The sequence below is a fragment of the Polaribacter sp. genome (assembly GCF_051251875.1).
Classification (GTDB): Bacteria; Bacteroidota; Bacteroidia; order Flavobacteriales; family Flavobacteriaceae; genus Polaribacter.
Map to the genome: position 1 here is coordinate 62,286 of NZ_JBPOGL010000009.1, position 24,246 is coordinate 86,531.

General features: G+C 30.1%; 24 protein-coding genes. 21 read left to right on the forward strand and 3 right to left on the reverse strand.

Going from position 1 to position 24,246, the window contains the following annotated elements; all coding sequences use genetic code 11:
• Positions 1 to 7 precede the first annotated feature (7 nt).
• The 21 genes from ACSHW5_RS06160 to ACSHW5_RS06260 are packed head-to-tail and all read left to right on the forward strand — an operon-like array spanning position 8 to position 21,622.
• Positions 8 to 1,234 (forward strand): beta-ketoacyl-[acyl-carrier-protein] synthase family protein, encoded by a 1,227-nt coding sequence (locus ACSHW5_RS06160; RefSeq protein WP_435675239.1) that lies wholly within the window; start codon positions 8 to 10, stop codon positions 1,232 to 1,234.
• Positions 1,227 to 1,469 carry a phosphopantetheine-binding protein gene (locus tag ACSHW5_RS06165; RefSeq protein ID WP_435675240.1) on the forward strand — a complete coding sequence of 81 codons (243 nt, stop codon included), beginning with the start codon at positions 1,227 to 1,229 and terminating at the stop codon, positions 1,467 to 1,469. The genes ACSHW5_RS06160 and ACSHW5_RS06165 overlap by 8 nt, the downstream gene beginning before the upstream one ends.
• A gap of 16 nt (positions 1,470 to 1,485) precedes the next feature.
• Entirely contained in the window at positions 1,486 to 2,367 is an 882-nt protein-coding gene (locus ACSHW5_RS06170; protein ID WP_435675241.1) for a lipid A biosynthesis acyltransferase, read from the forward strand.
• Between the two features lie 9 nt (positions 2,368 to 2,376).
• Positions 2,377 to 2,814 carry a hypothetical protein gene (locus tag ACSHW5_RS06175; protein WP_435675242.1) on the forward strand — a complete coding sequence of 146 codons (438 nt, stop codon included), beginning with the start codon at positions 2,377 to 2,379 and terminating at the stop codon, positions 2,812 to 2,814.
• 5 nt (positions 2,815 to 2,819) lie between these two features.
• Complete coding sequence (locus ACSHW5_RS06180) at positions 2,820 to 3,257, forward strand: acyl-CoA thioesterase (protein ID WP_435675243.1); 438 nt, start codon at positions 2,820 to 2,822, stop codon at positions 3,255 to 3,257.
• Between the two features lie 6 nt (positions 3,258 to 3,263).
• Positions 3,264 to 4,403, forward strand: coding sequence for a beta-ketoacyl synthase N-terminal-like domain-containing protein (locus ACSHW5_RS06185; RefSeq protein WP_435675244.1), 1,140 nt, complete (start codon positions 3,264 to 3,266; stop codon positions 4,401 to 4,403).
• A 3-nt stretch (positions 4,404 to 4,406) separates the two neighbouring features.
• Positions 4,407 to 5,027: a 3-oxoacyl-ACP synthase gene (locus tag ACSHW5_RS06190; protein WP_435675245.1), complete on the forward strand. Its 621-nt coding sequence runs from the start codon at positions 4,407 to 4,409 to the stop codon at positions 5,025 to 5,027.
• A gap of 2 nt (positions 5,028 to 5,029) precedes the next feature.
• Positions 5,030 to 5,287 carry a phosphopantetheine-binding protein gene (locus tag ACSHW5_RS06195; RefSeq protein ID WP_435675246.1) on the forward strand — a complete coding sequence of 86 codons (258 nt, stop codon included), beginning with the start codon at positions 5,030 to 5,032 and terminating at the stop codon, positions 5,285 to 5,287.
• A gap of 2 nt (positions 5,288 to 5,289) precedes the next feature.
• Positions 5,290 to 6,489, forward strand: a complete 1,200-nt coding sequence (locus ACSHW5_RS06200; protein ID WP_435675247.1) for a beta-ketoacyl-[acyl-carrier-protein] synthase family protein — start codon at positions 5,290 to 5,292, stop codon at positions 6,487 to 6,489.
• On the forward strand, positions 6,486 to 7,496 hold the full coding sequence (locus tag ACSHW5_RS06205) for a beta-ketoacyl synthase chain length factor (protein WP_435675248.1): 1,011 nt from the start codon (positions 6,486 to 6,488) through the stop codon (positions 7,494 to 7,496). Before ACSHW5_RS06200 ends, ACSHW5_RS06205 begins: the two co-directional genes overlap by 4 nt.
• Positions 7,493 to 8,272 (forward strand): polysaccharide deacetylase family protein, encoded by a 780-nt coding sequence (locus ACSHW5_RS06210; RefSeq protein ID WP_435675249.1) that lies wholly within the window; start codon positions 7,493 to 7,495, stop codon positions 8,270 to 8,272. Before ACSHW5_RS06205 ends, ACSHW5_RS06210 begins: the two co-directional genes overlap by 4 nt.
• A gap of 58 nt (positions 8,273 to 8,330) precedes the next feature.
• Positions 8,331 to 8,888 (forward strand): outer membrane lipoprotein carrier protein LolA, encoded by a 558-nt coding sequence (locus ACSHW5_RS06215; protein ID WP_435675250.1) that lies wholly within the window; start codon positions 8,331 to 8,333, stop codon positions 8,886 to 8,888.
• The gene (locus ACSHW5_RS06220; RefSeq protein WP_435675251.1) at positions 8,872 to 9,495 is read left to right on the forward strand and encodes a hypothetical protein; all 624 of its coding nucleotides are present in this window, start codon (positions 8,872 to 8,874) and stop codon (positions 9,493 to 9,495) included. Before ACSHW5_RS06215 ends, ACSHW5_RS06220 begins: the two co-directional genes overlap by 17 nt.
• A gap of 53 nt (positions 9,496 to 9,548) precedes the next feature.
• The gene (locus ACSHW5_RS06225; RefSeq protein WP_435675252.1) at positions 9,549 to 10,154 is read left to right on the forward strand and encodes an outer membrane beta-barrel protein; all 606 of its coding nucleotides are present in this window, start codon (positions 9,549 to 9,551) and stop codon (positions 10,152 to 10,154) included.
• Positions 10,155 to 10,157: 3 nt separating this feature from the next.
• Positions 10,158 to 10,529: a 3-hydroxyacyl-ACP dehydratase gene (locus tag ACSHW5_RS06230; protein ID WP_435675253.1), complete on the forward strand. Its 372-nt coding sequence runs from the start codon at positions 10,158 to 10,160 to the stop codon at positions 10,527 to 10,529.
• A gap of 15 nt (positions 10,530 to 10,544) precedes the next feature.
• Entirely contained in the window at positions 10,545 to 11,729 is a 1,185-nt protein-coding gene (locus tag ACSHW5_RS06235) for a DUF2062 domain-containing protein (RefSeq protein WP_435675254.1), read from the forward strand.
• 1 nt (position 11,730) lies between these two features.
• Positions 11,731 to 15,408, forward strand: a complete 3,678-nt coding sequence (locus tag ACSHW5_RS06240; RefSeq protein ID WP_435675255.1) for an MMPL family transporter — start codon at positions 11,731 to 11,733, stop codon at positions 15,406 to 15,408.
• Between the two features lie 6 nt (positions 15,409 to 15,414).
• On the forward strand, positions 15,415 to 16,980 hold the full coding sequence (locus ACSHW5_RS06245; RefSeq protein WP_435675256.1) for a phytoene desaturase family protein: 1,566 nt from the start codon (positions 15,415 to 15,417) through the stop codon (positions 16,978 to 16,980).
• Between the two features lie 39 nt (positions 16,981 to 17,019).
• Positions 17,020 to 18,696 carry a C45 family autoproteolytic acyltransferase/hydolase gene (locus ACSHW5_RS06250; RefSeq protein WP_435675257.1) on the forward strand — a complete coding sequence of 559 codons (1,677 nt, stop codon included), beginning with the start codon at positions 17,020 to 17,022 and terminating at the stop codon, positions 18,694 to 18,696.
• Positions 18,693 to 19,982: a phenylacetate--CoA ligase family protein gene (locus ACSHW5_RS06255; RefSeq protein WP_435675258.1), complete on the forward strand. Its 1,290-nt coding sequence runs from the start codon at positions 18,693 to 18,695 to the stop codon at positions 19,980 to 19,982. The genes ACSHW5_RS06250 and ACSHW5_RS06255 overlap by 4 nt, the downstream gene beginning before the upstream one ends.
• Before the next feature lie 44 nt (positions 19,983 to 20,026).
• Positions 20,027 to 21,622 carry a phytoene desaturase family protein gene (locus ACSHW5_RS06260; RefSeq protein ID WP_435675259.1) on the forward strand — a complete coding sequence of 532 codons (1,596 nt, stop codon included), beginning with the start codon at positions 20,027 to 20,029 and terminating at the stop codon, positions 21,620 to 21,622.
• A gap of 271 nt (positions 21,623 to 21,893) precedes the next feature.
• On the opposite strand, the gene ACSHW5_RS06265 is transcribed toward ACSHW5_RS06260, so the two are convergent.
• The 3 genes from ACSHW5_RS06265 to ACSHW5_RS06275 form a co-directional block, all read right to left on the reverse strand.
• On the reverse strand, positions 21,894 to 22,448 hold the full coding sequence (locus tag ACSHW5_RS06265; RefSeq protein ID WP_435675260.1) for an REP-associated tyrosine transposase: 555 nt from the start codon (positions 22,446 to 22,448) through the stop codon (positions 21,894 to 21,896).
• Between the two features lie 410 nt (positions 22,449 to 22,858).
• On the reverse strand, positions 22,859 to 23,413 hold the full coding sequence (locus ACSHW5_RS06270; RefSeq protein ID WP_435675260.1) for an REP-associated tyrosine transposase: 555 nt from the start codon (positions 23,411 to 23,413) through the stop codon (positions 22,859 to 22,861).
• Positions 23,414 to 23,557: 144 nt separating this feature from the next.
• Positions 23,558 to 24,073, reverse strand: coding sequence for a hypothetical protein (locus ACSHW5_RS06275; RefSeq protein WP_435675261.1), 516 nt, complete (start codon positions 24,071 to 24,073; stop codon positions 23,558 to 23,560).
• Positions 24,074 to 24,246: the final 173 nt, after the last annotated feature.

Sequence of the window (24,246 nt, forward strand, 5' to 3'; positions counted from 1 at the left end):
ACATAAAATGAAAAGAGTTGTTATCACAGGAATGGGAATTTATTCTTGTATTGGAAAAAATTTAGAGGAAGTTAAAGAATCTTTATACCAGGGAACCTCTGGAATTGTTATAGACAAAGACCGTGAAGAATTTGGTTACAGATCTTGCCTAACGGGTATGGTTGATGAACCAAATTTAAAAAAATTACTATCTAGGCGTCAGCGCATTAGTCTTGGTCAAGAAGGCACGTACGCTTATGTGGCAACTTTAGAAGCATTAAAAAATGCACAAATAGACCAAGATTTTTTAGACAAGCACGAAGTGGGAATTCTTTACGGAAATGATAGCACAGCACAATCTGTAATAGAATCTGCAGATAAAATCAGAGAAAAAAAAGACACCACACTTGTAGGTTCTGGAGCCATTTTTAAAGGAATGAATTCTTCTGTAACCATGAACCTTTCTACCATTTTTAAACTTAAAGGTATTAACTTTACAATTAGTGCAGCTTGTGCCAGCGGTTCTCATGCAATTGGCATGGCGTATCACCTTATAAAAAGTGGTTTACAAGATTGTATTATTTGTGGCGGTTCTCAAGAAATAAATAAATTAGCAATGGGTAGTTTTGATGGTTTGGGAGTATTTTCTACAAACACTGAAGACCCCACAAAAGCTTGTCGTCCTTTTGATGCCAATCGTGATGGTTTAGTACCTAGCGGTGGCGGAGCAACGCTTGTTGTAGAAAGTTATGAATCTGCCATAAAAAGAGGCGCACCAATATTAGGCGAGATTATTGGTTACGGTTTTTCATCAAACGGAGAACATATTTCTACCCCAAATGTAGATGGCCCGTCAAGAGCTATGAACAAAGCTATTAGCCAGGCCAATATAAAAGCCTCTGATATAGATTATGTAAATGCGCATGCAACATCTACACCTGTTGGCGACTCAAATGAAGCAAAAGCAATTTTTGATGTTTTTGGAGAAAACGGACCTTCTGTAAGCTCTACAAAATCAATGACTGGGCACGAATGTTGGATGGCCGGCGCAAGTGAAGTTATATACTCTATGTTAATGATGCAACACTCATTTGTGGCGCCTAACATTAATTTAGAAACACCAGATGAAGATGCTGCCAAATTAAATTTAGTTCAAAAAACATTAGATAAAAAAATTGATGTATTTTTGTCGAATTCCTTTGGATTTGGGGGGACAAATTCTGCATTAATTATTAAAAAGATAGACCATGAATAAAGAAGTTATTATTGACAAAATAAACAACTTTCTTATAGATGAATTTGAAGTTGAAAGTGAAGACATTTCGCCAGAAGCTAACTTAAAAGAAACACTAGAACTAGATAGTTTAGATTTTGTAGATTTAGTAGTAGCCATAGAAGCTAACTTTAGTATAAAATTAATAGGTGAAGATTTTGTAGGTGTAGTAACCCTTGAGGATTTCTACAATCTTATTGAAAGAAAATTAAGCTAAAAACACCCCATAAATAATGGCAACTGAATGGAAAGGAAAATCCAGAGGTTCTGTACTAGGATATAAAATTTTTGTATTCAGCATTAAAAACCTTGGTATCCGTTCTGCTTATTTTATATTGTATTTTGTTGCAGTATATTTTTGTCTTTTCGCAAAAAAAAGCACCAAGGCCAGTTACTATTATTTTAGAAGTCGTCGTAATTATTCAGTAGTAAAAAGCTGTTTACTCGTTTATAGAAGTTACTATAAATTTGGTCAAACAATTATTGATAAAATTGCCATTTCTTCTGGCCTTAGAAATACGTTCACATATCATTTTGATGGAGTAGAAAAATTACAAGATTTACTGCATCAAAAAAAGGGTGGCGTTTTAATTAGTGCTCATATTGGTAACTTTGAAATTGCAGAATATTTTTTAAATGAGCTAGATGAAAGTCCGGCTATAAGTTTGCTTACAACAGATTCTGAACACAAAGCAATTAAAGAATATTTAGAAAGTGTTACTTCTAAATCTAGCATTAATTTTATCATTATAAAAAATGATTTGTCGCATATATTCGAAATAAACGCGGCATTATCTAGAAATGAATTAATTTGCATTACTGGAGATAGATATATAGAAGGTGCTAAGTTTTTAACCGCCCCTTTGCTAGGTAAAGACGCTAAGTTTCCTGCAGGTCCTTTTTTAATAGGATCAAGGTTAAAAGTACCTGTTGTTTTTGTTTATGTTATAAAAGAAACAACAAAACATTACCATTTATTTGCAAGAACAGCAGAAGTATCTCATAGAGATGAAATGGGTTTGTTAAAAAAATATACAGAAAGTGTTGAAGATATTTTAGATAAATATCCGTTACAATGGTTTAATTATTTTGACTTTTGGAACGACATAAAGTAATAAAGAAGCATGAATTTATTAAAGAAAAAAATAACTGACATTACCATAATAAAAAAGCTTATTCCGCAAAGAGAGCCTATAATTATGGTAGATTCTTTACACTATTATGACAGTTCTAAAGTAATATCTGGACTTACCATTACCGCTTCAAATATATTTGTTAAAAATAATACTTTTACAGAACCTGGCCTTATAGAACACATGGCACAAACTGTTGCTTTATATACTGGGTATCATTTTTACATTAAAAAATTACAAGCTCCTGAAGGTTATATAGGAGCAATTAAAGGTGTTGAAATTAAAAAACTTCCACTTGTGGGGACTGAAATAAAAACAGAAGTTATTATCTTACAAGAAATTATGGGAGTAACTTTAGTGGAAGGAGTTACACGTTTAAACAGTGAAATTATAATGACTGCACAAATGAAAACTGTGTTAAAAAAATAATATCAATGAAGAAAAAACAGGTAGCCGCAACTAAATTAAAAGCAACACACCAAATAAGAGTGCGTTTTAACGAAACAGATCCGTTAGGTATTGTTTGGCACGGAAATTATATAAAATATTTTGAAGATGGCAGAGAAGCTTTTGGTAGAAAATTTGGTATTTCTTATTTAGATGTTCATAAACACGGCTTTGCCACACCCATTGTAAAGTCTTCTTGCGAACATAAACTGCCATTAAAATATGGAGAATTAGCCAACATAGAAGCTACCTACATAAACAGTCCGGCAGCAAAAATGATATTTTCTTACAGCATTACCAATGAAGCAGGTAATATTGTTTGTATAGGCGAAACTGTTCAAGTTTTTGTAGATGATAATGGTATATTATCATTAACAAATCCTTCCTTTTTTGAAGAATGGAAACAGCAAATGGATATCGATTAAAACACTATGAGACCTGTATATATTTCAGCAAATAACATTATATCACCTTTAGGTTTTAATAGCGAAATTAATGTTGCTAACATTGAGCAGGAAAAATCTGGAATATCACTGCATACAATTGATTCCTTATCTGATTCTCCTTTTTACGCATCTATCATAAATAACCAGCTTTTAGAAGAAGCGTTTCAAAAAATAACAGACGGAAAAACATACACCAAGTTAGAAAAAATGATGATTTTATCTTTGCATGACACTATTGCAAAGGCATCTTTTACAATTACTGATAAAACGGTTTTAGTAATTTCTACTACCAAAGGAAACATAGATGTTTTAGAAAAAAACAGTCCTTTTTCAGAAGAACAAGCTTATTTACCAGTATTAGGAACTAAAATAAAAAACTTTTTTCAATTTAAAAACGAACCAATTATTGTTTCTAACGCCTGTGTTTCTGGCATTTTATCAGTAGCAATTGCCAAGCGTTTTATTCAAAGTAATTTTTATGACAACGCCTTTATAGTTAGTGGTGATATTGTTTCTAAATTCATTTTATCTGGTTTTAATTCTTTTCAAGCAATTAGCAACACGCCCTGTTTACCCTTTTCAAAAAACCGAAAAGGAATCACTATTGGCGAGGCTGCAGCTTCCGTTGCAATTTCTTCTGTGAAAGACACAAATACGGAGGTTATTAAAATAATTGGAGACGGATCTTGTAATGATGCCAATCATATTTCTGGTCCATCTAGAACTGGCGAAGGTTTGTATAGAAGTATTCAGTCGGCTATAAATGAAACCACCCTTAATGCCTCAGATATCGATTATATTTCTGCGCACGGAACAGCAACTTCATTTAATGATGAAATGGAAGCAATTGCATTAAACAGATGTAATTTAAGTAAAACTCCTGTAAATAGTTTAAAAGGATTTTACGGACATACACTTGGGTCTTCCGGCTTATTAGAAACCATTATTGGCATTCATTCCATCAAAAACAACACATTGTATACCTCTTTAGGTTTTGATGAATTAGGCGTTTCTATGCCTTTAAATATTATACAAAAAACCACTAAAAAAACATTGAATACGTTCTTAAAAACAGCTTCTGGTTTTGGTGGATGTAATACAGCAGTACTTTTTAAAAAATTATAACCGTTGAAAAATAAATTAAAAATAGCTTCTTTTTGTAGCATTAAAAATAACAAAGTGTATTGCAACGGTATACATGTTGCCGTCAAAGAAAACGCACTAGATATTAATGCTTTTTTAAAGGAAATCTATAAAGATCACATAAACGGCTATCCTAAATTTTTTAAAATGGATACAGCTAGTAAATTAGCATTTACTACTGCAGAGTTTTTAATAAACAATTCTAAAATTCCTTCGGAAGAAAAAGAAAATGTGGCTGTTATTTTATCAAACAATAGCGCGAGTTTAGATACTGATAGAAAACATCAAGAAACAATAAATAACAAAGATAGTTATTACCCAAGTCCTGCTATTTTTGTTTATACTTTACCAAATATTGGCATTGGTGAAATTAGTATTAGACATACCCTGTACGGAGAAAATGCTTTCTTTATATTTGACACTTTTAACGCCAAAGCATTATTTGAATACACCTTAACCTTAACTCAAGCAAAAAAAAGTAATCATGTAATTTGTGGCTGGGTAAATGTTGATAAAAACAACTACAATGCATTTATGTATTTGGTTAGCACAAAAGGTGATTACGAACATACAATAGAAAATATTTATAATTTATATAACAAGTAACCATGGAAACATTAAAAACTGAATTAAAAGAAAACATTATTGAGCAGTTAAATTTAGAAGAATTTACTGTTGAAGATATTGCAGATAATGATGCTTTATTTGGTGAAGGTTTAGGACTAGATTCAATTGATGCCTTAGAATTAATTGTTATGTTAGATAAAGATTACGGCATTAAATTAACAGACCCACTAGAGGGAAAAGAAATTTTTAAATCTATTGAAGTATTAGCAACCTATATTACTGCAAACAGAAAAAAATAAAAATGCTAAAAGGTGTTGCAATCACAGGAATGGGAATTATTTCTTCTATCGGAACAACGGTAGATGAAAACCTTGAGTCGCTAATTTCTTCTAAAAAAGGAATTGCACCAATTGTAAACATGCACACGCGTCATAAAAATGCTATAAAAGTTGGAGAAGTTTTACAAACCAACCAACAACTAGCCAATCAACTTCATTTACCAAATTCTCATAACTATTCTAGAACCGCTTTATTAGGAAGTATTGCAGCAAAACAAGCCTTAAAAGACGCCAGAATTACAAATATTTCTGAATACAAAACAGGTTTAATTTCTGCTACAAGTGTTGGTGGTATGGACATGACAGAACATCATTACAACAAATTTCAAACAAATAGTACAAGTGCTAAATTTATAAATAGTCATCATGCTGGTGATAGTACCCAAAAAATTGCTTCTCAATTAGGTATTACTCATTTTACAACCACTATTAGCACCGCTTGTTCTTCAGCAGCAAATGCTATTATGTTAGGTGCTCGTTTAATTACATCTGGTAAATTAGACAGAGTTATTGTTGGCGGAACAGATTGTTTATCAAAATTTACAATAAACGGATTTAAAACCTTACTCATTTTATCAGACACAGATTGTAAACCTTTTGATGCAAATAGAAAAGGATTAAATCTTGGTGAAGCAGCCGCCTATCTAGTTTTAGAATCTGATACTATTATCAAAAAAGAGCATAAAAAAGTACTAGCATATCTAACAGGTTACGCCAATGCAAATGATGCTTTTCATCAAACAGCATCTTCAGTAGAAGGAGAAGGAGCTTATTTAGCCATGCAAAAAGCTTTACAAAAAGCAAATTTACAAGCACAAAATATAGATTATATAAATGTACATGGCACTGCAACACCAAATAATGACGCTTCTGAAGGTACTGCAATACAAAGAGTTTTTAAAAATGAAATTCCAGATTATAGTTCTACAAAAGCGTTTACAGGTCATACTTTAGCCGCTGCAGGTGCCATTGAAGCCGTGTTTTCTATATTAACCTTACAACACAATACACTGTTTCCCAACTTAAATTTTGAGACTCAAATTTCAGAATTACCTAAAAATCCTATTACTAAAGTAACCAGAAAAAAAGTACAACATATACTTTCTAATTCGTTTGGCTTTGGCGGAAATTGTTCAACTCTTATATTCTCTAAAAGCGAATGAAACCATGTTACATACATAGTATTGCTTCAATTTCTGCACAAGATACCTTTGAAAATTCATTGTTTCTAAAAGATATTCTTGTTCATACAACAACTACCGTAAAAGCAATACCACCAACGTACAGAGATTATATTACACCTGCAGTTAGCCGAAGAATGGCTACTGGCGTAAAAATGGGCGTTGTTGCAGCTAAAATTGCTTTACAGGAAGCAGAAATTACAATGCCAGATGCCGTTATTATTGGAACAGGAATGGGATGTATTGAAGATTCTGAAAAATTTTTATCAACCATTATAGAAAATGATGAGCAGTACTTAACCCCTACTTCCTTTATACAATCTACACACAATACAGTGGGCGCACAAATAGCTTTGGGGTTAAAATGCAAAGGCTATAACATGACCTATGTACATGGCGCTTCTTCTTTTGAAAGTGCTTTATTAGACGCACAATTATTACTTCATGAAGAAGAAAAAGCTTCTATTTTAGTAGGAAGTGTAGATGAACTGGGTAAAAAGTTTATTACAGATTATGTTGCCCTTGAAGATCCTAAAAAAGTACCTTATAGCGAAGGAGCACATTTTTTTACATTAAGCAATTCTCCTAAAAATTATTATGCTATTTTAAAAGATGTAACCTGTATTCAAACGATACATGTAGATGATATTACAAAAAAAGCAATCGAATTTTTGGCTGAAAACAATTTAGAAGCGAAAGATATTGACCTTATTTTCTTAGGAAAAAATGGCGATATTTATGACACCTATTACAGCAATCTTCAAGATTCTCTATTTAAAAACACCACTCAATTACAATATAAACATTTATGTGGCGAATATCATACAGCTTCTGCTTTTGGTTTTTGGGCTGCATCAAAGATCTTAAAAGAACAAGCAATACCAGATTCTTTAGTACTAAACAATATTCAAAAATCGACCTATAAAACAATTTTATTGTACAACCAGTACAAAGGTGCTTTTCATAGTTTTACATTATTAACGGCATGATTTTTTTTAAAAACACAAACTACACGGTAGTTGTACTTCTTATTAGTTTATTCATCTGTGATTTTTATTTCACCCCAATTCCTGCAGGTATATTTCTTTTTTTAATAGCTTGTTGGTTCTTAATTACAACTTTAGGTTCTTTTAATATTAAGTGGAATTATCATTTAAAGGCATTTAATGGACATAAAAACAATGCTAAAAAACAAATTGCACTTACTTTTGATGATGGCCCTAATGAAAAATTTACTCAGCAAGTTTTAGATCTTTTAAAAAAACACCAGGCAACTGCCACTTTTTTCTGCATAGGAAAAAATATAGAAAAACATCCTGAGCTTGTTAAAAGCATCCTTAAAGATGGACATGTTATTGGAAATCACACCTATTCTCATAGTAATTTTTTCGGTTTTTATAATGCTAAAAAAGTAATTATAGAGCTTGAAAAAACAAATGCATTGGTAAAAAGCCAAACACATAAAGAGTTAAACTATTTTAGACCACCGTTTGGCGTTACCAATCCTGCCATATCAAAAGCGATAAAACACACCAAGCATACAGTTTTTGGGTGGAATATTAGATCGTATGATACGGTTCTAAAAGATGATAAAAAAATAACAAGCAGAATTTTAAAAAGAATATCTCCTGGCGCTATTATTTTATTACATGATACACATGATAGAATTATTCCTGTTTTGGAACAATTATTGATATTTTTGCAAGAGAATAATTACCAAACCGTTTCACTAGAAACTTTGTCAGATATAAAAGCCTATGCGTAATTTTATTTTTATCCTGTTAGTAAGCTGTTTTTTTCAAAAATTATCAGCACAAACTGTAATGAGTACAGAAGAAGCTTTGGCATTTAAAAAAGAGGTGGTAAAAACATCAAACTTAACAAAAACCATTGTCAGTGATTTTGAGCAATACAAACATCTTAGTTTTTTAACTAATGATATTAAAACCGAAGGAACACTACGCTTTAAATCTCCAAACTTAATAAAATGGCAATATCAAAAACCCTATAAATACACGGCAATATTTAAAGAAAATAAACTTTTTGTAGATGACAGTGGAGACAAAAATACCATTGATTTAAGCGCTAATAAGTTATTTAAAAATTTTAATCAACTAATTATTAACAGTGTAAAAGGCAATTTATTTAATGAAGATGAATTTACCATTCACTATTTTAAACTCGCTAAATTTTATCTTGTAAAATTTATTCCTAAAAACAAAGATATGGGCAACTTTATTGCCAGTTTCGAGTTAGTTTTTGACATAAAAACAGCCGATGTTGTAAAGGTAAAAATGATTGAACCTTCTGAAGATTACACCTTAATCATCTTTAAAAATAAACAACTAAATACTACAGTTTTAGATGCGGAATTTAATTAGTAGTATTTGTTTAATTCTAAGTTTTTATTCTTGTTCTTTACCTACCACAAAAGGATTACAGCAAGCAACTATTAGTTTACCAGAATTTTACAATCCTTATTTTTCAGACACTTCTATAGACTATATATACAAGGCTAAAATTAAAGCATTTGACACTAATTTTGGAGGAATATTAATTATCAAGAAACTAGAAAACAACAATCATCGGGTGGTTTTTACCACAGATTTTGGGAATAAAATATTTGATTTCGAAATTGGCCAAAATAGCTTTAAAACCAATTATTTAATGGCGCAATTAAATAAAAAAATAGTCGTTAATACACTTCGCCAAGACTTTGAAACACTTACAAAGGAAAAAAACCGCATTGCAAACTCTTTAAAAAACGATAATTTTCTAGTATATAAATCAAAAATAAAAAAGAGGTATAATTATTATTTTCTAAATACAGAAACAAATAGGTTGCAAAAAATTATACACACTTCAAAAACAAAAGAAAAAACAATTTTTAGTTTTTTAGAGATACAAAACAACATCGCCAAAAAAATAAAAATAGAACATAAAAACTTACCTATTCTTATTAATTTAGAAGCTCTAAACCCCTTTTAAACATTGTTCTTTCCTATTCTAAAAGGATTCAGTATTTTTGCAAAAAATTTAGAATGATAAAAAATATTTTTGCTTTATTTCTGCTATTTACAGTATTACAAACAACGGCTCAAGTAGAAATTAAACCCGTGGTTAAAGCTGGTTTAAATATTGCTAGTTTAACTAATTTAAATAATATTACTACAGTTACTTCTAGCGGGAATAGTTTAACATCTTTTCATATTGGTACTGCGCTAAATATTAGATTTAATGATATTTATACCTTATCACCAGAAATTTTATATTCAGAACAAGGAGCTCAAATAAATTCGAACGTTTTTGGACCACAAGATATAAAAGTTAATTACCTATCCATTATACCAAATAGCAAGTTTTTTATTGGCAGAGATAACTTTGATGTACAAGTTGCTCCCTTTTTAGATTTTTTGGTTAGTCATGAAAACATTAATGATCCTGAAGGTTTTGATTTTGGAATTCTAGTAGGTTTCGGATATGATTTCCCTATGGGTTTAACTATTGATGTAAGATTTAAACAAGGTCTTGTAGATCTTTTTGGCAGAAATGTTGACACAGGTTATGGAGCTGAAACTACAGATGTTAATGATTTAATATTAAATCAAGTATTTCTATTAAGTTTGGGCTATCAATTAAACATATAAAAGATGCTTATAAAGGGATTTTACCATGTAATATCTAAACAAATTATTTCTGATGACGTTTTTCATGTTACCATAAAATTACATGAAGAGCATGCTATATTTAAAGGACACTTTCCAGAAAACCCAATAACACCAGGTGTTTGCATGGTTCAGATTCTAAAAGAAATTACAGAAAATCATTTTAAGTGTACGCTGTTTTTACAAAAAATATCAAACATTAAATTTACTGCCTTAATAAATCCGTTTATCAATTCAGAACTTGTATTAGAAATAACTACCCAACAAGTAGATAACACTATAAAAGTGAAGAATATTAGTAAATTTGTTCAGGGTACAATTGCTTTAAAATGTAATGGTACTTTTGTTATTGCGTAATTTTACGAAAATCACATGAGAGAAAGTACAATTCAACATACTATAGAACAACTAAAATGTTGCGTAATTGTACCTACTTATAACAATCATAAAACGTTACAAAGAGTTTTAAACAATGTGTTACAGTATACAAAAAACATTATTGTTGTAAATGATGGCGCTACCGATACTACAAAAAATATTCTTGCAGAATATGAACAAATTACTCAAATTCACATCTTAAAAAATACAGGTAAAGGAAATGCATTGCGTAAAGGTTTTAAACGAGCTATTTCTTTAGGATTTGATTTTGCCATTACTATAGATTCTGACGGTCAACATTTTCCTGATGATATTCCTTTATTTATAGAGACTCTTCAAAATTCTGAAAATAAAAATCTACTCTTAATTGGTGCCAGAAACATGAACCAAGAGAGCGTACCAAAAAAAAGTAGTTTTGGTAATAAATTTTCTAATTTTTGGTATTGGGCAGAAACAGGTATAACATTACAAGACACACAATCTGGTTTTAGATTATACCCTTTAAAAGCCATAGAAAAACTTAGGTTTTATACTAAAAAATTTGAATTTGAAATTGAAGTTATTGTAAAAGCAGCTTGGCTTGGTGTAGCTGTTAAAAACATCCCCATAAAAGTATTGTATGATGAAACTGAACGTGTTTCTCATTTTAGACCTTTTAAAGATTTTACACGGATTAGTATATTAAATACATGGTTGGTTATTGTTACTTTTTTATATATAAAACCACGTGATTTATTTAGGCGATTAAAAAAAAAAGGACTTAAACAATTTTTTTTAACAGAGGTACTTGGCAATAATGATTCTCCAAGAAAAAAAGCCACATCAATAGCATTAGGTCTCTTTATTGGTTTGTCTCCTTTTTGGGGATTTCAAACGATACTTGTTCTTTCTTTAGCCGTTGTTTTTAAGCTCAATAAAACAATCTCATTTGTGTTTTCTAACATTAGTATTCCGCCTTTTATACCAATTATTGTGTATGTAGGTTTAAAAACAGGAAGTTTTATTTTAAATGAAGAACTACCTTCGTTTGATAATATTCAGCAAAATTTAGAAATTCTTAAAAATTTAAAAACATATATTGTTGGTAGCTTTACTTTTGCCACAATTGTATCAATAACTATAGGTTTGGTAAGTTTTTTATTCTTTTCAATTTTTTCTAAAAAAGACACATTTACATAGAATGGATAAAATTTTTTACAACATTTATCAATTTTTTTTCAAAAGAAAACGTATAGCTTTCCTTTTAACAACGTTGTTGTTTTCTCTGTTAATTTTTACCGCCTCAAAAATTAAATTTGAAGAAGATATTACCAAGCTTATTCCTACAAAAAATAAAACTAGTACGTTTCAAAAAGTATTAAAAACGGTAAACTTTGCTGATAAAATTATTGTAAATATCTCTAGAAATGAAAAAGGTTCTTTAGATGATTTAACAAAATATGCATCGCAATTTATAGATAGTCTTACTAAAAAATCATCTGTATATTTTAAAGATATTCAAGGCAAGGTTGATGATAAAGAAGTCTTGAAAACAATAGATTTTGTATATCAGAATTTACCACTATTTTTAAATTCAGAAGACTATAAAACAATACAAAATCGAATACATAAAGATAGTATTGAGGTGCTTACCAACAAAAATTACAACACGCTGATTTCTCCCACAGGAATTATTGCAAAAAAAACAATTTTAAAAGACCCGCTAGGATTGTCTTTTATCGCTTTAAACAAATTAAAAGAACTTAACGTAGGCAACCAATTTAAGTTGCATGATGGTTTTTTAGTAAGCAAAGATGAGCAACATATTTTACTTTTTATCAATCCTAAATTAGCTTCAAGTGAAACTGCTGAAAATGAAAAATTTGTAAGTCAATTATACAGCATAAATTCGCTTTTAAACAGGTCTTTTAAAGACAAGGTAACTAGCGAATATTTTGGAGCCACCATTATTGCTGTTGCCAATGCCCAACGCATAAAAAAAGACATTCAATTAACGGTTGGTATTGCCATTGGCGTTTTATTAATTATTCTTATTTTCTTTTATCGAAAACTTACAATTCCAATCATTTTATTTATTCCTACCTTATTTAGTGGTTTATTGGCTGTTAGTGTTCTAATGTTGCTTAGAGGAGAAATTTCTGCCATTTCTTTAGGAATAGGATCGGTTTTATTAGGTGTAACCTTAGATTATTCTTTGCACATACTAACACATATTAGAGGTGGCAACAGTATAAAAAATCTATACAAAGAAATAAGCAGCCCTATTTTAATGAGTAGTCTTACTACAACTTGCGCATTTCTCTGTTTACTGTTTTTAAAATCTGAAGCACTACAAGACCTTGGTATTTTTGCGTCTATTAGTGTTTTAAGCTCTTCTATATTTGCTTTACTATTTATTCCTTTGGTGTATAAAAATTCGGAAGTTAAAAACATCAAAAAAACAAGCATAGATACTCTTGCCAAGTATCCTTTTCATAAGAAAAAGTGGAGTATTATTAGCATTATTTGTTTTGTATGCATTAGCTTATTTACATATAATAATGTTTCTTTTAATAAAGATTTAGCAAAACTAAACTATACTTCTGATGCCTTAAAAAAAGCAGAACAACAAATACATACACTTATAAATATTTCTGAAAAATCTATGTATTTAGCAGCTTACGGAAATACTATAGACAACGCTTTATTGGTAAATGATGGTGTTTTTAAAGAACTAGACCTGCTAAAAAAACAAGGTAAAATTTTAGATTTTAGTACCATTGGTGCTTTTGTTCATTCAAAAAAAAATCAACAAGAAAAAATTAAAAAATGGCAACAATTCTGGACTACAAACCTGAAACAAGAAACAACAGAAAACCTTATAAATAGTGGCAAAAAATTAGGCTTTAAGGCAACTAGCTTTCAACCTTTTTATACTTTATTAAACAAAGAATTTACGCCAATTAAAAGTGATGCTTACAGAGAATTAACGGCGCTTTCTTTAGATGATTATATTACTACCAAAAACAACTTTACTACGGTTACTTCGCTTTTAAAAGTAGAGAATGAAAAAGCAGATGCTGTTCGATTATTGTTTAAAAACAAAGAAAACATAGTTCTTATTGATAGACAATATATGAACGAGCTCTTTTTAGGAGATTTAAAAACAGATTTTAACAAGTTAATTATCTATTCTTTTCTTGTTGTTCTTGTCATTCTTTACCTGTTTTACAGAAGTTTTTCATTAACACTTGTAACTAGTATTCCAATATTTTTAACCTGGTTATTAACTGTTGGTTTTATGGGGTTATTAGGTCTTGAATTTAATATTTTTAACATCATTATATCTACATTTATTTTTGGTTTGGGCGTAGACTATTGCATTTTTATTACCAATGGTTTATTACTAACCCATAGCACCGGAGAAGAAGCCTTACCAACACACAAAACGTCAATTATTCTTTCTGTGATTACCACTATTTTAGGCGTTGGAGTTTTAATTTTTGCAAAACACCCTGCACTCTACTCTATTTCTATTGTATCAATTATTGGTATTCTTTCTGCCGTTTTTGTTGCATTTACCATTCAACCTTTATTATTTCATCTTTTTATTGGTAGTAAAACAAAACGCCCAATTCCTTTTCTTGTATTTATTCATTCCATAATTTCTTTTACCTATTTTGGCTTAGGTGGTTTACTACTTTCTTTTTTTAGCGTAACTATTTTAAAAATAATTCCGGTAAGTAAGAAAACAAAAATGAAATGGTTTCATAAGGTAACATCAAAATTTATGAAATCGGTTTTACATTCTACGCCATTTTTAAGCAATAGAATTATAAATACCACACATGAAGATTTTAAAAAACAAGCGGTTATTATTGCAAATCACAGTTCATTTTTAGACATTTTAGCAATAGGAAAATTACATCCAAAAATTATATTTTTAGTGAATGATTGGGTTTATAATTCTCCCATTTTTGGCAAAGCTGTGCAATTGGCAGGTTTTTATCCTGTTTCAAGCGGACTCGAAAACGGCATGAGTCATTTAAAAGAAAAAGTAGCACAAGGCTATTCTTTAATGGCTTTTCCTGAAGGAACCAGATCTAAAACTCACAAAATAAATAGATTTCATAAAGGTGCTTTTTACTTAGCTGAACAATTTAATTTAGACATTATTCCTATATTGATTCATGGAAATTCCGAAACATTATCCAAAGGAACTTTTGTGATAAAAAAAGGAACATCAACCCTAAAAATTTTAGAACGCATTACCAATACAAATACTACTTTTGGAGATCGATATTCTAAAAGAACAAAGAATATTTCTGCCTATTTTAAAAAAGAACATCACCTGTTAAGATTGGCTTTAGAACCCTCTAATTACTTTCATAGAATTGTTTTAGATGAATACAGATATAAAGGAAATTCACTATACAAAAAAGTAAAAAATGATTTGCTTACCTATACAGAAACCTATGCCACTATTTTAAAATCTATTGATAAAAAAGCAAAAATTACACATCTTTCTAAGGAAGACGGACACTTAGATTTTTTACTATGCTTAGATCAACCAGATAGAAAAATAAACAGTTTTATAGAAAATTTAACGAGTATAAACATTTTAAACAACAGCTATCTTACAAATAGCAATAAGAATCTTACATTTGAAAATAGTATTGAAAAGGTTCTTGAAAAGCATGCAGATGTTTTAATTATAAATTACCCATTAACCCATAACCAATTCGCCGAAATTATTAAGAAAGAAATAAAACTACTTGTGCTACTTAAAGAAAGCACTTCTTTATTTTCTGATAAATTGATACACTTAGGCTATAAAATTAGTGCAAAGGATAAAGAATGTATCCTATTATTAAAATAAAAATTGATGAAAGAAACGTACGATGTTGTTATTATTGGTAGTGGTTTAGGAGGCTTGGTTTCTGCTAATATTCTTGCTCGTGAAGGCTATAGTGTTTGTGTACTAGAAAAAAACAATCAATATGGAGGAAATTTACAAACTTTTGTAAGAGAAAAAACCATTTTTGATACTGGTGTGCATTATATCGGAGGTCTTTCTGAAGGACAAAATCTATATCAATATTTCAAATATCTAGATATTATTGATGATTTAAGTTTAAAAAAATTAGACGAAGACGGTTTTGACGTTATTACTTTTGATGGAGACACAACCAACTACAAACATGCGCAAGGCTACGAAAACTTTATAAAAACCTTGGTAGCTCAATTTCCTGAAGAAGAACTTGCTATTAAAACATATTGTAAAAAATTAGTTGATACTTGTAATCAATTTCCGTTGTATTATTTAAAAAAGGGCGCTCCTTATTATGAGAAAACAGAATTATTTGAATTAAGCGCCAAAGAATATATAGACCATATTACCACCAATAAAAAGCTAAGAGCGGTATTGTCTGGAACTAATTTACTCTATGCCGGAGACGCAAATATTACACCTTTTTACGTACATGCGCTCTCTGTTAATTCTTATATAGAAAGTGCCTATCGTTGTGTAAATGGTGGCAGTCAAATTTCTAAAGTTTTAATTAAAAAGTTAAAACAATTTGGCGGAGAAACCTATAAACACAATGAAGTTATTCGTTTTGATTTTGATGATGAAAAAAAAATAACAGCCGCCATTACTAAAAACGGAACAAAAATAAAAGCAGCAACTTTTATATCTAACATAGACCCAAAACAAACCTTAAAATTAGTTGGCGATGGTAAGTTTAGAAAACCGTACGTAAGTAGAATACAAAATATTAAAAGTATCATTTCTACCTTTAGTTTATATATTGTCTTAAAACCCGAGTCTTTTTTATATCAAAATAAAAATTTTTATCATTTTAAAGACAAAAATACAGTATGGACAGCCCAAAATTACAGTCAAGAAAGTTGGCCAGAAACCTATATGATTTCTATGGGTATTAAGAAAAATATGGATCAATGGGGCGAAAGCATGACCATTATGACGTATATGAATTATGATGAAGTAATCCCTTGGGAAAACACGCACAATACCGTTGCTAATAAAAATTATCGAGGTTTAAACTATGAAGAATTTAAGGCCGATAAAGCAGAAATACTCTTGAAAGAAATAGAGAAAAAGTTTCCTAATATTAGAGAATGTATACAAAGCATACACACCTCTACACCGCTATCATACAGAGATTATATTGGCAATCATAGAGGTTCTGCTTACGGATATGTAAAAGACATAAACAACCCATTAACCTCTTTTGTATCACCAAAAACCAAAATAAAAAATTTACTATTAACGGGGCAAAGTTTAAATATGCACGGTATTTTAGGCGTTACTATAAGTGCAGTAACTACCTGTTCTGAAATTATTGGAAAAGATTATTTATTGCAAAAAATTGTTGCTGCTAATAAAAAAGAAAAGTCTTATGAACGCTCTTTGGATGAAAAAAATTAGCACTAAAAGAAACTCATAAAAACCAGAGAAACAGCTAGAATGTTATTGTATCAAAAAAAACTACATATTTATTTATTTATAATTTCAATATTTCTACTATTTGGGTCTTGTGGTATCTCTAAGTCTCTAAGTAACAGACCAGATATATCTAGTTATAATGGAAATATTGCAAAACGAATTAAAGTTTCTGATACGTTATACACTCTTGATGATAATTTTTTATCTAAAAATAAACATGGCTTGTGGGAATTATATGTTTCCGGAGATCCTTTAGAAAGAGGTTTAAAAACAGGAAGTTTAACAAAAGAATTATTTCAAAATCAGGAGACATTTTTTCTATCTAAAATAAATGAATTTGTACCTTCTAAATTTAAACAAGCTTTGTTGCGAAAATTTCTGGCGTGGTATAACAGAAAAATGTACACTCATATTACAGAAGAGTACAAATCAGAAATCTTTGGACTCTCTAAATATGCTTCTAATGAATATACTCATATTGCAAACAATTATTTAAGAATATTATACTTACATGGTGCTCATGATATTGGTCATGCCTTAAAAGATTTAGCATTGGTAGGTTGTTCTTCATTTGCCGCTTGGGGCAACAAAACAGAAGATGGTAGTTTATTAATTGGTAGAAATTTTGATTTTTATGCAGGCAATGATTTTGCGAAAGAAAAGATCATCTCATTTGTAAACCCTTCTGAAGGACACAAATTTATGTCTGTTACTTGGGGCGGCATGATTGGGGTAGTTTCTGGTATGAATGAACACGGACTTACCGTTACCATTAACGCCGGAAAATCTAAAATACCAAAAGTTGCTAAAACTCCTATTTCAATTTTAACAAGAGAAATTTTACAATATGCAACTACTATAAAAGAAGCCGTAGAGATTGCAAAAAAAAGACAAGTTTTTGTTTCTGAAGCTATTTTAATAGGAAGCGCAAAAGACAATAGAGCGGTTTCCATAGAAGTATCTCCTAAAAATTTTGGCGTTTATAAGGTAGAAAACTCTACCCAATTAATATGTTCTAATCATTTTCAAAGTGATGCTTATAAAGACGATAAAAACAACATAAAACATAGAAAAGAAAGCCACTCAGAATATCGCTATTTTAAAATGCAAGAACTTTTAGAAAATTCGCAAAAATTAACTCCACAAAATGCAGTAGATATTCTTAGAAACAAAAAAGGTTTGGCCGATAAAAATATAGGATTGGGTAACGAAAAAGCAATAAACCAACTATTAGCACATCATGCCGTTGTATTTAAGCCCAGCCAACGTTTGGTTTGGGTTTCATCAAACCCGTATCAATTAGGCGCATTTGTAGCCTATGATTTAAACGCCATTTTTAACAAAGATTCTTCTAAAGTAAAGCTATCAAATGCAGCATTAACCATAAAAGAAGATCCTTTTCTTTACACAGAAGCGTATCAAAATTATGAAAAATATCGAGTTATAAGCAGCACTTTCAAAAACGCCATTAAAAAGGGTGAAAATATGTTGCCCATAACAATTTCTGAATTTCAAAAAAGCAATCCAGATTATTGGGAAGTTTATTTTCTAATAGGAAAATATTATTATCAAAAAGGGTATGATGCAGCCGCTTTAAGTGCTTTTGAAAAAGCCAATACCAAAGAAATTACAACAATACCCAACAAACGGGAAATAGAATTGTATATTAAAAAATTAAAAAGGAGATTACATCTATGATTCCTAAAATAGAATCCGCATTATTAGAGGATATTAAAATTTTTCAAGAAGAAAAATTAACAGCACTACTAACCTATTTAAGCAAAAATTCTGCCTATTATCAACGTGTTTTTTCTAAGCATAAAATTAATATAAATACCATTACATCTTTAGAAGATTTAACCACAATACCAGTTACCACAAAAGATGAACTACAAATTTATAATGATGATTTTTTGTGTGTTCCTAAAAACAAAATTATAGATTATGTAACAACTTCTGGCACCTTAGGAAACCCTGTAACATTTGCTTTAACCGATAAAGATTTAGAGCGTTTAGCTTATAATGAAGCTATTTCTTTTGCCTGCGCTGGCGTAAACAAAGATGATGTTTTGCAACTAATGACAACCATAGACAGACGTTTTATGGCCGGAATAGCCTATTTTTTAGGTGTTAGAAAACTAGGCGCAGGTATTATACGTGTAGGTGCTGGTGTTCCTGAATTGCAATGGGATTCTATTGTAAAGTTTAAACCTAGTTATTTAATTGTTGTTCCTTCTTTTCTATTAAAATTGATAGAATATGCAGAGCAACATTCTATAGATATTAATGCCTCTGGAGTTAAAGGAGCAATTTGTATTGGAGAACCTTTGCGTGAACAAGATTTTTCTTTAAATACGTTATCACAAAAAATAAAAGCCAAGTGGGACATAGAATTGTTTTCTACCTATGCCTCTACAGAAATGAGCACTGCCTTTACAGAATGTAGTGAGCAACAAGGTGGACATCATCATCCAGAATTAATTATTGCCGAAATTTTAGATCATAAAAATAATCCTGTTAAAAAAGGCGAAGTAGGAGAATTAGTAATTACCACTTTGGGCGTAGAAGCCATGCCTTTATTGCGTTTTAAAACCGGAGACATGGTAAAACAACATACAGAAAAATGCAATTGTGGAAGATCTACAATGCGCTTAGGTCCTGTAGTTGGCAGAAAAAAACAAATGATAAAATACAAAGGCACAACTTTATATCCACCAGCGTTAAATAATGTTTTAGACGATTTTAACACGGTAGAAAGCTACGTTATTGAAATTTATCATAACAATATTGGTACAGATGAAATACGTATTAAAATTGCAACATCAACCCCAAGTGAAGCACTTTTACAAAATATAAAAGATCATTTTAGAGCAAAATTAAGAGTCAGTCCAAAAATTGAATTTCATAGTAAAAAAGAAATTCAAAAATTACAATTTCCAAAGATGAGTAGAAAGCCCATGATAGTTATAGACCAAAGAAAATAGCACACCATTATCATTTTAAAATCAAGGTAGTAAAACAACTTTCTATGACTAATAAAAAATACAAAACTTTTACTACATCCACAGATTTTTCTATGTATGATCATATCATAATTGGATCTGGTATTGGTGGTTTAACAGCCGCTTCTTGGCTAGCAAAAGCAGGTAAAAAAGTAGCTGTATTAGAGCGTCATTATGTGCCTGGTGGTTTTACACACAGTTTTAAAAGAAAGAAAGGTTTTCAATGGGATGTTGGTGTACATTATGTTGGTAATATGAATAAAAAAGATTCACTTCTTGGGTTATTCAATTTTATTACCGACAATAAACTAGCATGGGAATTTATAGGAGACGTTTATGACGTCGTTTATATTGGAGATAAAAAATTCGAAATTAAAGCGGGTAAAGAAAATTTCAGAAAGCAACTTATTGAATATTTCCCAAAAGAAGAACAAGCAATTAACAAATACATTACACTCATAGAAAAAGCAAATAAACGAGGTACATTATTCTTTTTTGAAAAAACATTTGAACCTTGGTTAAGTGATACCCTTGGCAGAATAATTAGAAAACGCTATACAAAATACTCTCAAAAAACCACGTGGAATGTTTTAAGTGAACTTACAGAAAACAAATTACTAATTGCTGTACTCTGCGGTCAATGCGGTAATTATGGACTTTCACCCAAATACAGCAGTTTTGCACTACATGCCATGGTTATTTCTCATTTTATGGAAGGCGGATATTACCCTATTGGTGGCGCTGATCAAATTAGCCACAATATTATAGACCAATTAACCAAGCTTGGAAGTAACGTTTTTATTAATGCTGATGTACAAAAAATTATCACCAATAATAACAAAGTAACTGGTATTAAAGTGAATGATACCATTATAAATTGTACCAGTGTAATTAGTAATGTGGGCGTAAATAACACCTTTAATTACTTGCTTTCTAAAAAGGATAAACTACAATGTAAATTTAACCTAAAAGATGTAAAACCTGCAATAGGACATCTTTGTTTGTACGTAGGACTTGATAAATCTAGTTCAGAATTAAATTTACCCAAGCATAACATTTGGTATTATGCAAATGAGAACACCAATGAACTGATTGAAAAAACAACACTTTCAGAAGCCCCAAATAAATTTGCTTACCTATCATTTCCATCAGCAAAAGATCCAAAATGGGATTCTAAACACAAAGCAACTATTCAAGCAATTTCTTTTGGTCATTATCATTGGTTTTCAGAATATGAAAATCAGCCTTGGATGAAACGAGAATTAGCATATAAAACACTAAAAGACAATTTTGAAACTAGTATGCTACAAAGATTGTATCAACTATTTCCTCAACTAAAAGGTCATGTAATAGTTACTGAAGTTTCCACACCACTTTCAACAAAGCATTTTTCTAACTATAAACACGAAGATATCTATGGTTTAGAACATACTCCAAAAAGATTAACGCTTTCATTTCTTAGACCCAAAACAAAAATAAAAGGATTAAAACTAGTAGGACAAGACATAACCATGGTTGGCATTGCAGCAGCCATGTTTTCTGGAGTTTTGTGCGCAACCACCATATTAAAACTAAAATCTAGACACTTATTTAAAGATTTAAAAAACTTTCAGAATAATTGATACAAATGCTTCGGCAGAATGCTCTTAATTTGAAGATTAAAACATAAAAAGCATCATTTAGAAGTGTTAGAAACGTAGAAACCTTCCTTTTTTAGACCTATAAATACGCATGATTACGTTATAAATTCTATAACTTTTGGAATTCATTTATATGAATAGGTTATCAGTTCATTTAAAATATGTCACTTACAAAAAACTAAAAACCTCTCCGATGGCGCGGATTTGTAATCCGTGAATACTTTAATAATAAAAATCTGTGTTCATATATACACTAAAAAGCATTTAAAACAACAACTTTTAATTCAAACTCTAAATCTGCATAATTTCTTGCAGAACTAAAAACGTAATCTTCTGAGTTTGCAACAATTTTGTCTATTACAGGGTTGTTATGTATGTAATTTAACTTTTGTAATATAAATTTGTTAGAACTGCATATTTCTGCGTGGTAGCCATCTTGCCAAACTTTATAGGTTTGTTTTCTTTTTAAATGTTGGCAGGCTTTATTAAAATATTCTAATAGCCATTCTCTTCTGCTTTCAGGAAAATTTATAATAGTTTCTATTATTTGTTTTGAAGTATGCTTTTTAAAATCTCGCATAATGTTAGATAATACATACCCATCTTTTGCCTTGCATAACATATGTATATGGCTTGGCATAATGCAATATGCGTAAATTTCTAGCCCTTTTTGTTTTTGGCAATAATCTAGTGCATTTATAATTACATAGCGTTGCTTTAACCTTGTAAAAACATCTACCCAACCTACCGTTGTAATGGTTACAAAGTAACCAGTATCTGGCATTGTTGCTTTATATTTTGTTGACATAACTTTTTTTTTACAATTTAATGTTTTATTTAATTAAATCCACACAAACAATACTCACAAAGAAACCACAGCTTTTAAACTGTGGTTTTTACTTTTATTTATCCCTACTGTTGTGTGCACGGATTACAAATCCGCGCCATCGGGTTATAATGAGTTGCTAATCTTGTCTTCCATTTCTTCAATGCACAAGTCAACTTTTGAGATATTTCCTAATAATACATCTGTTTCGATTTTATTTTGAATTACTAAAAATTGATCCAATTGTTTTTTATAATGACTAAAAACTTCAAAAAACCATTTTAATTCACTAATTAAACTGGTATTGGTCAAGAAATAAGACTCGTCTTCCGATGGCGCGGATTTGTAATCCGTGACTACTTTAATAATAAAAATCTGTGTTCATATATACACTAAAAAGCATTTAAAACAACAACTTTTAATTCAAACTCTAAATCTGCATAATTTCTTGCAGAACTAAAAACGTAATCTTCTGAGTTTGCAACAATTTTGTCTATTACAGGGTTGTTATGTATGTAATTTAACTTTTGTAATATAAATTTGTTAGAACTGCATATTTCTGCGTGGTAGCCATCTTGCCAAACTTTATAGGTTTGTTTTCTTTTTAAATGTTGGCAGGCTTTATTAAAATATTCTAATAGCCATTCTCTTCTGCTTTCAGGAAAATTTATAATAGTTTCTATTATTTGTTTTGAAGTATGCTTTTTAAAATCTCGCATAATGTTAGATAATACATACCCATCTTTTGCCTTGCATAACATATGTATATGGCTTGGCATAATGCAATATGCGTAAATTTCTAGCCCTTTTTGTTTTTGGCAATAATCTAGTGCATTTATAATTACATAGCGTTGCTTTAACCTTGTAAAAACATCTACCCAACCTACCGTTGTAATGGTTACAAAGTAACCAGTATCTGGCATTGTTGCTTTATATTTTGTTGACATAACTTTTTTTTTACAATTTAATGTTTTATTTAATTAAATCCACACAAACAATACTCACAAAGAAACCACAGCTTTTAAACTGTGGTTTTTACTTTTATTTATCCCTACTGTTGTGTGCACGGATTACAAATCCGCGCCATCGGGTTATAATGAGTTGCTAATCTTGTCTTCCATTTCTTCAATGCACAAGTCAACTTTTGAGATATTTCCTAATAATACATCTGTTTCGATTTTATTTTGAATTACTAAAAATTGATCCAATTGTTTTTTATAATGACTAAAAACTTCAAAAAACCATTTTAATTCACTAATTAAACTGGTATTGGTCAAGAAATAAGACTCTTCTCCTGTTAAATCTTCAAATGATTGCGGTAACGGATTACAAATCCGCGCCATCGGGTAGAACCCATTACGCCAATAACTAATAGGCTCTTCATTTTCAAAAACACCTTTTTCTTTTTTCTGTTCTTTTAAAACAAATTTATAAAGTGTTGCAATGATTTTTACTGAATTAACATCATAAATACTTTTTTGCTCTATAATTTTAGTTTCTTTTTTTAGAATATTATCAAGCAAGTCAATAGCTCTAAGATATGAAGAAGCTTTTTGGCTTCCTTTTTTATTATTCTTAATTAAATACTGTTTGAACTCTTCTTTCATATTTTTATTATAATTTCAGTAAACTTATGTTTTGTATTTTTATAGTTTTACACAAAAACATAAAGCTATAAATATATAAAATGATTCGCTTAGTTTACACTTAGTTTAATTTGGTAACAATACTTTAGTTATAACTCGCTTTAATTTTTCATAAATATCACATTAATCCTTTT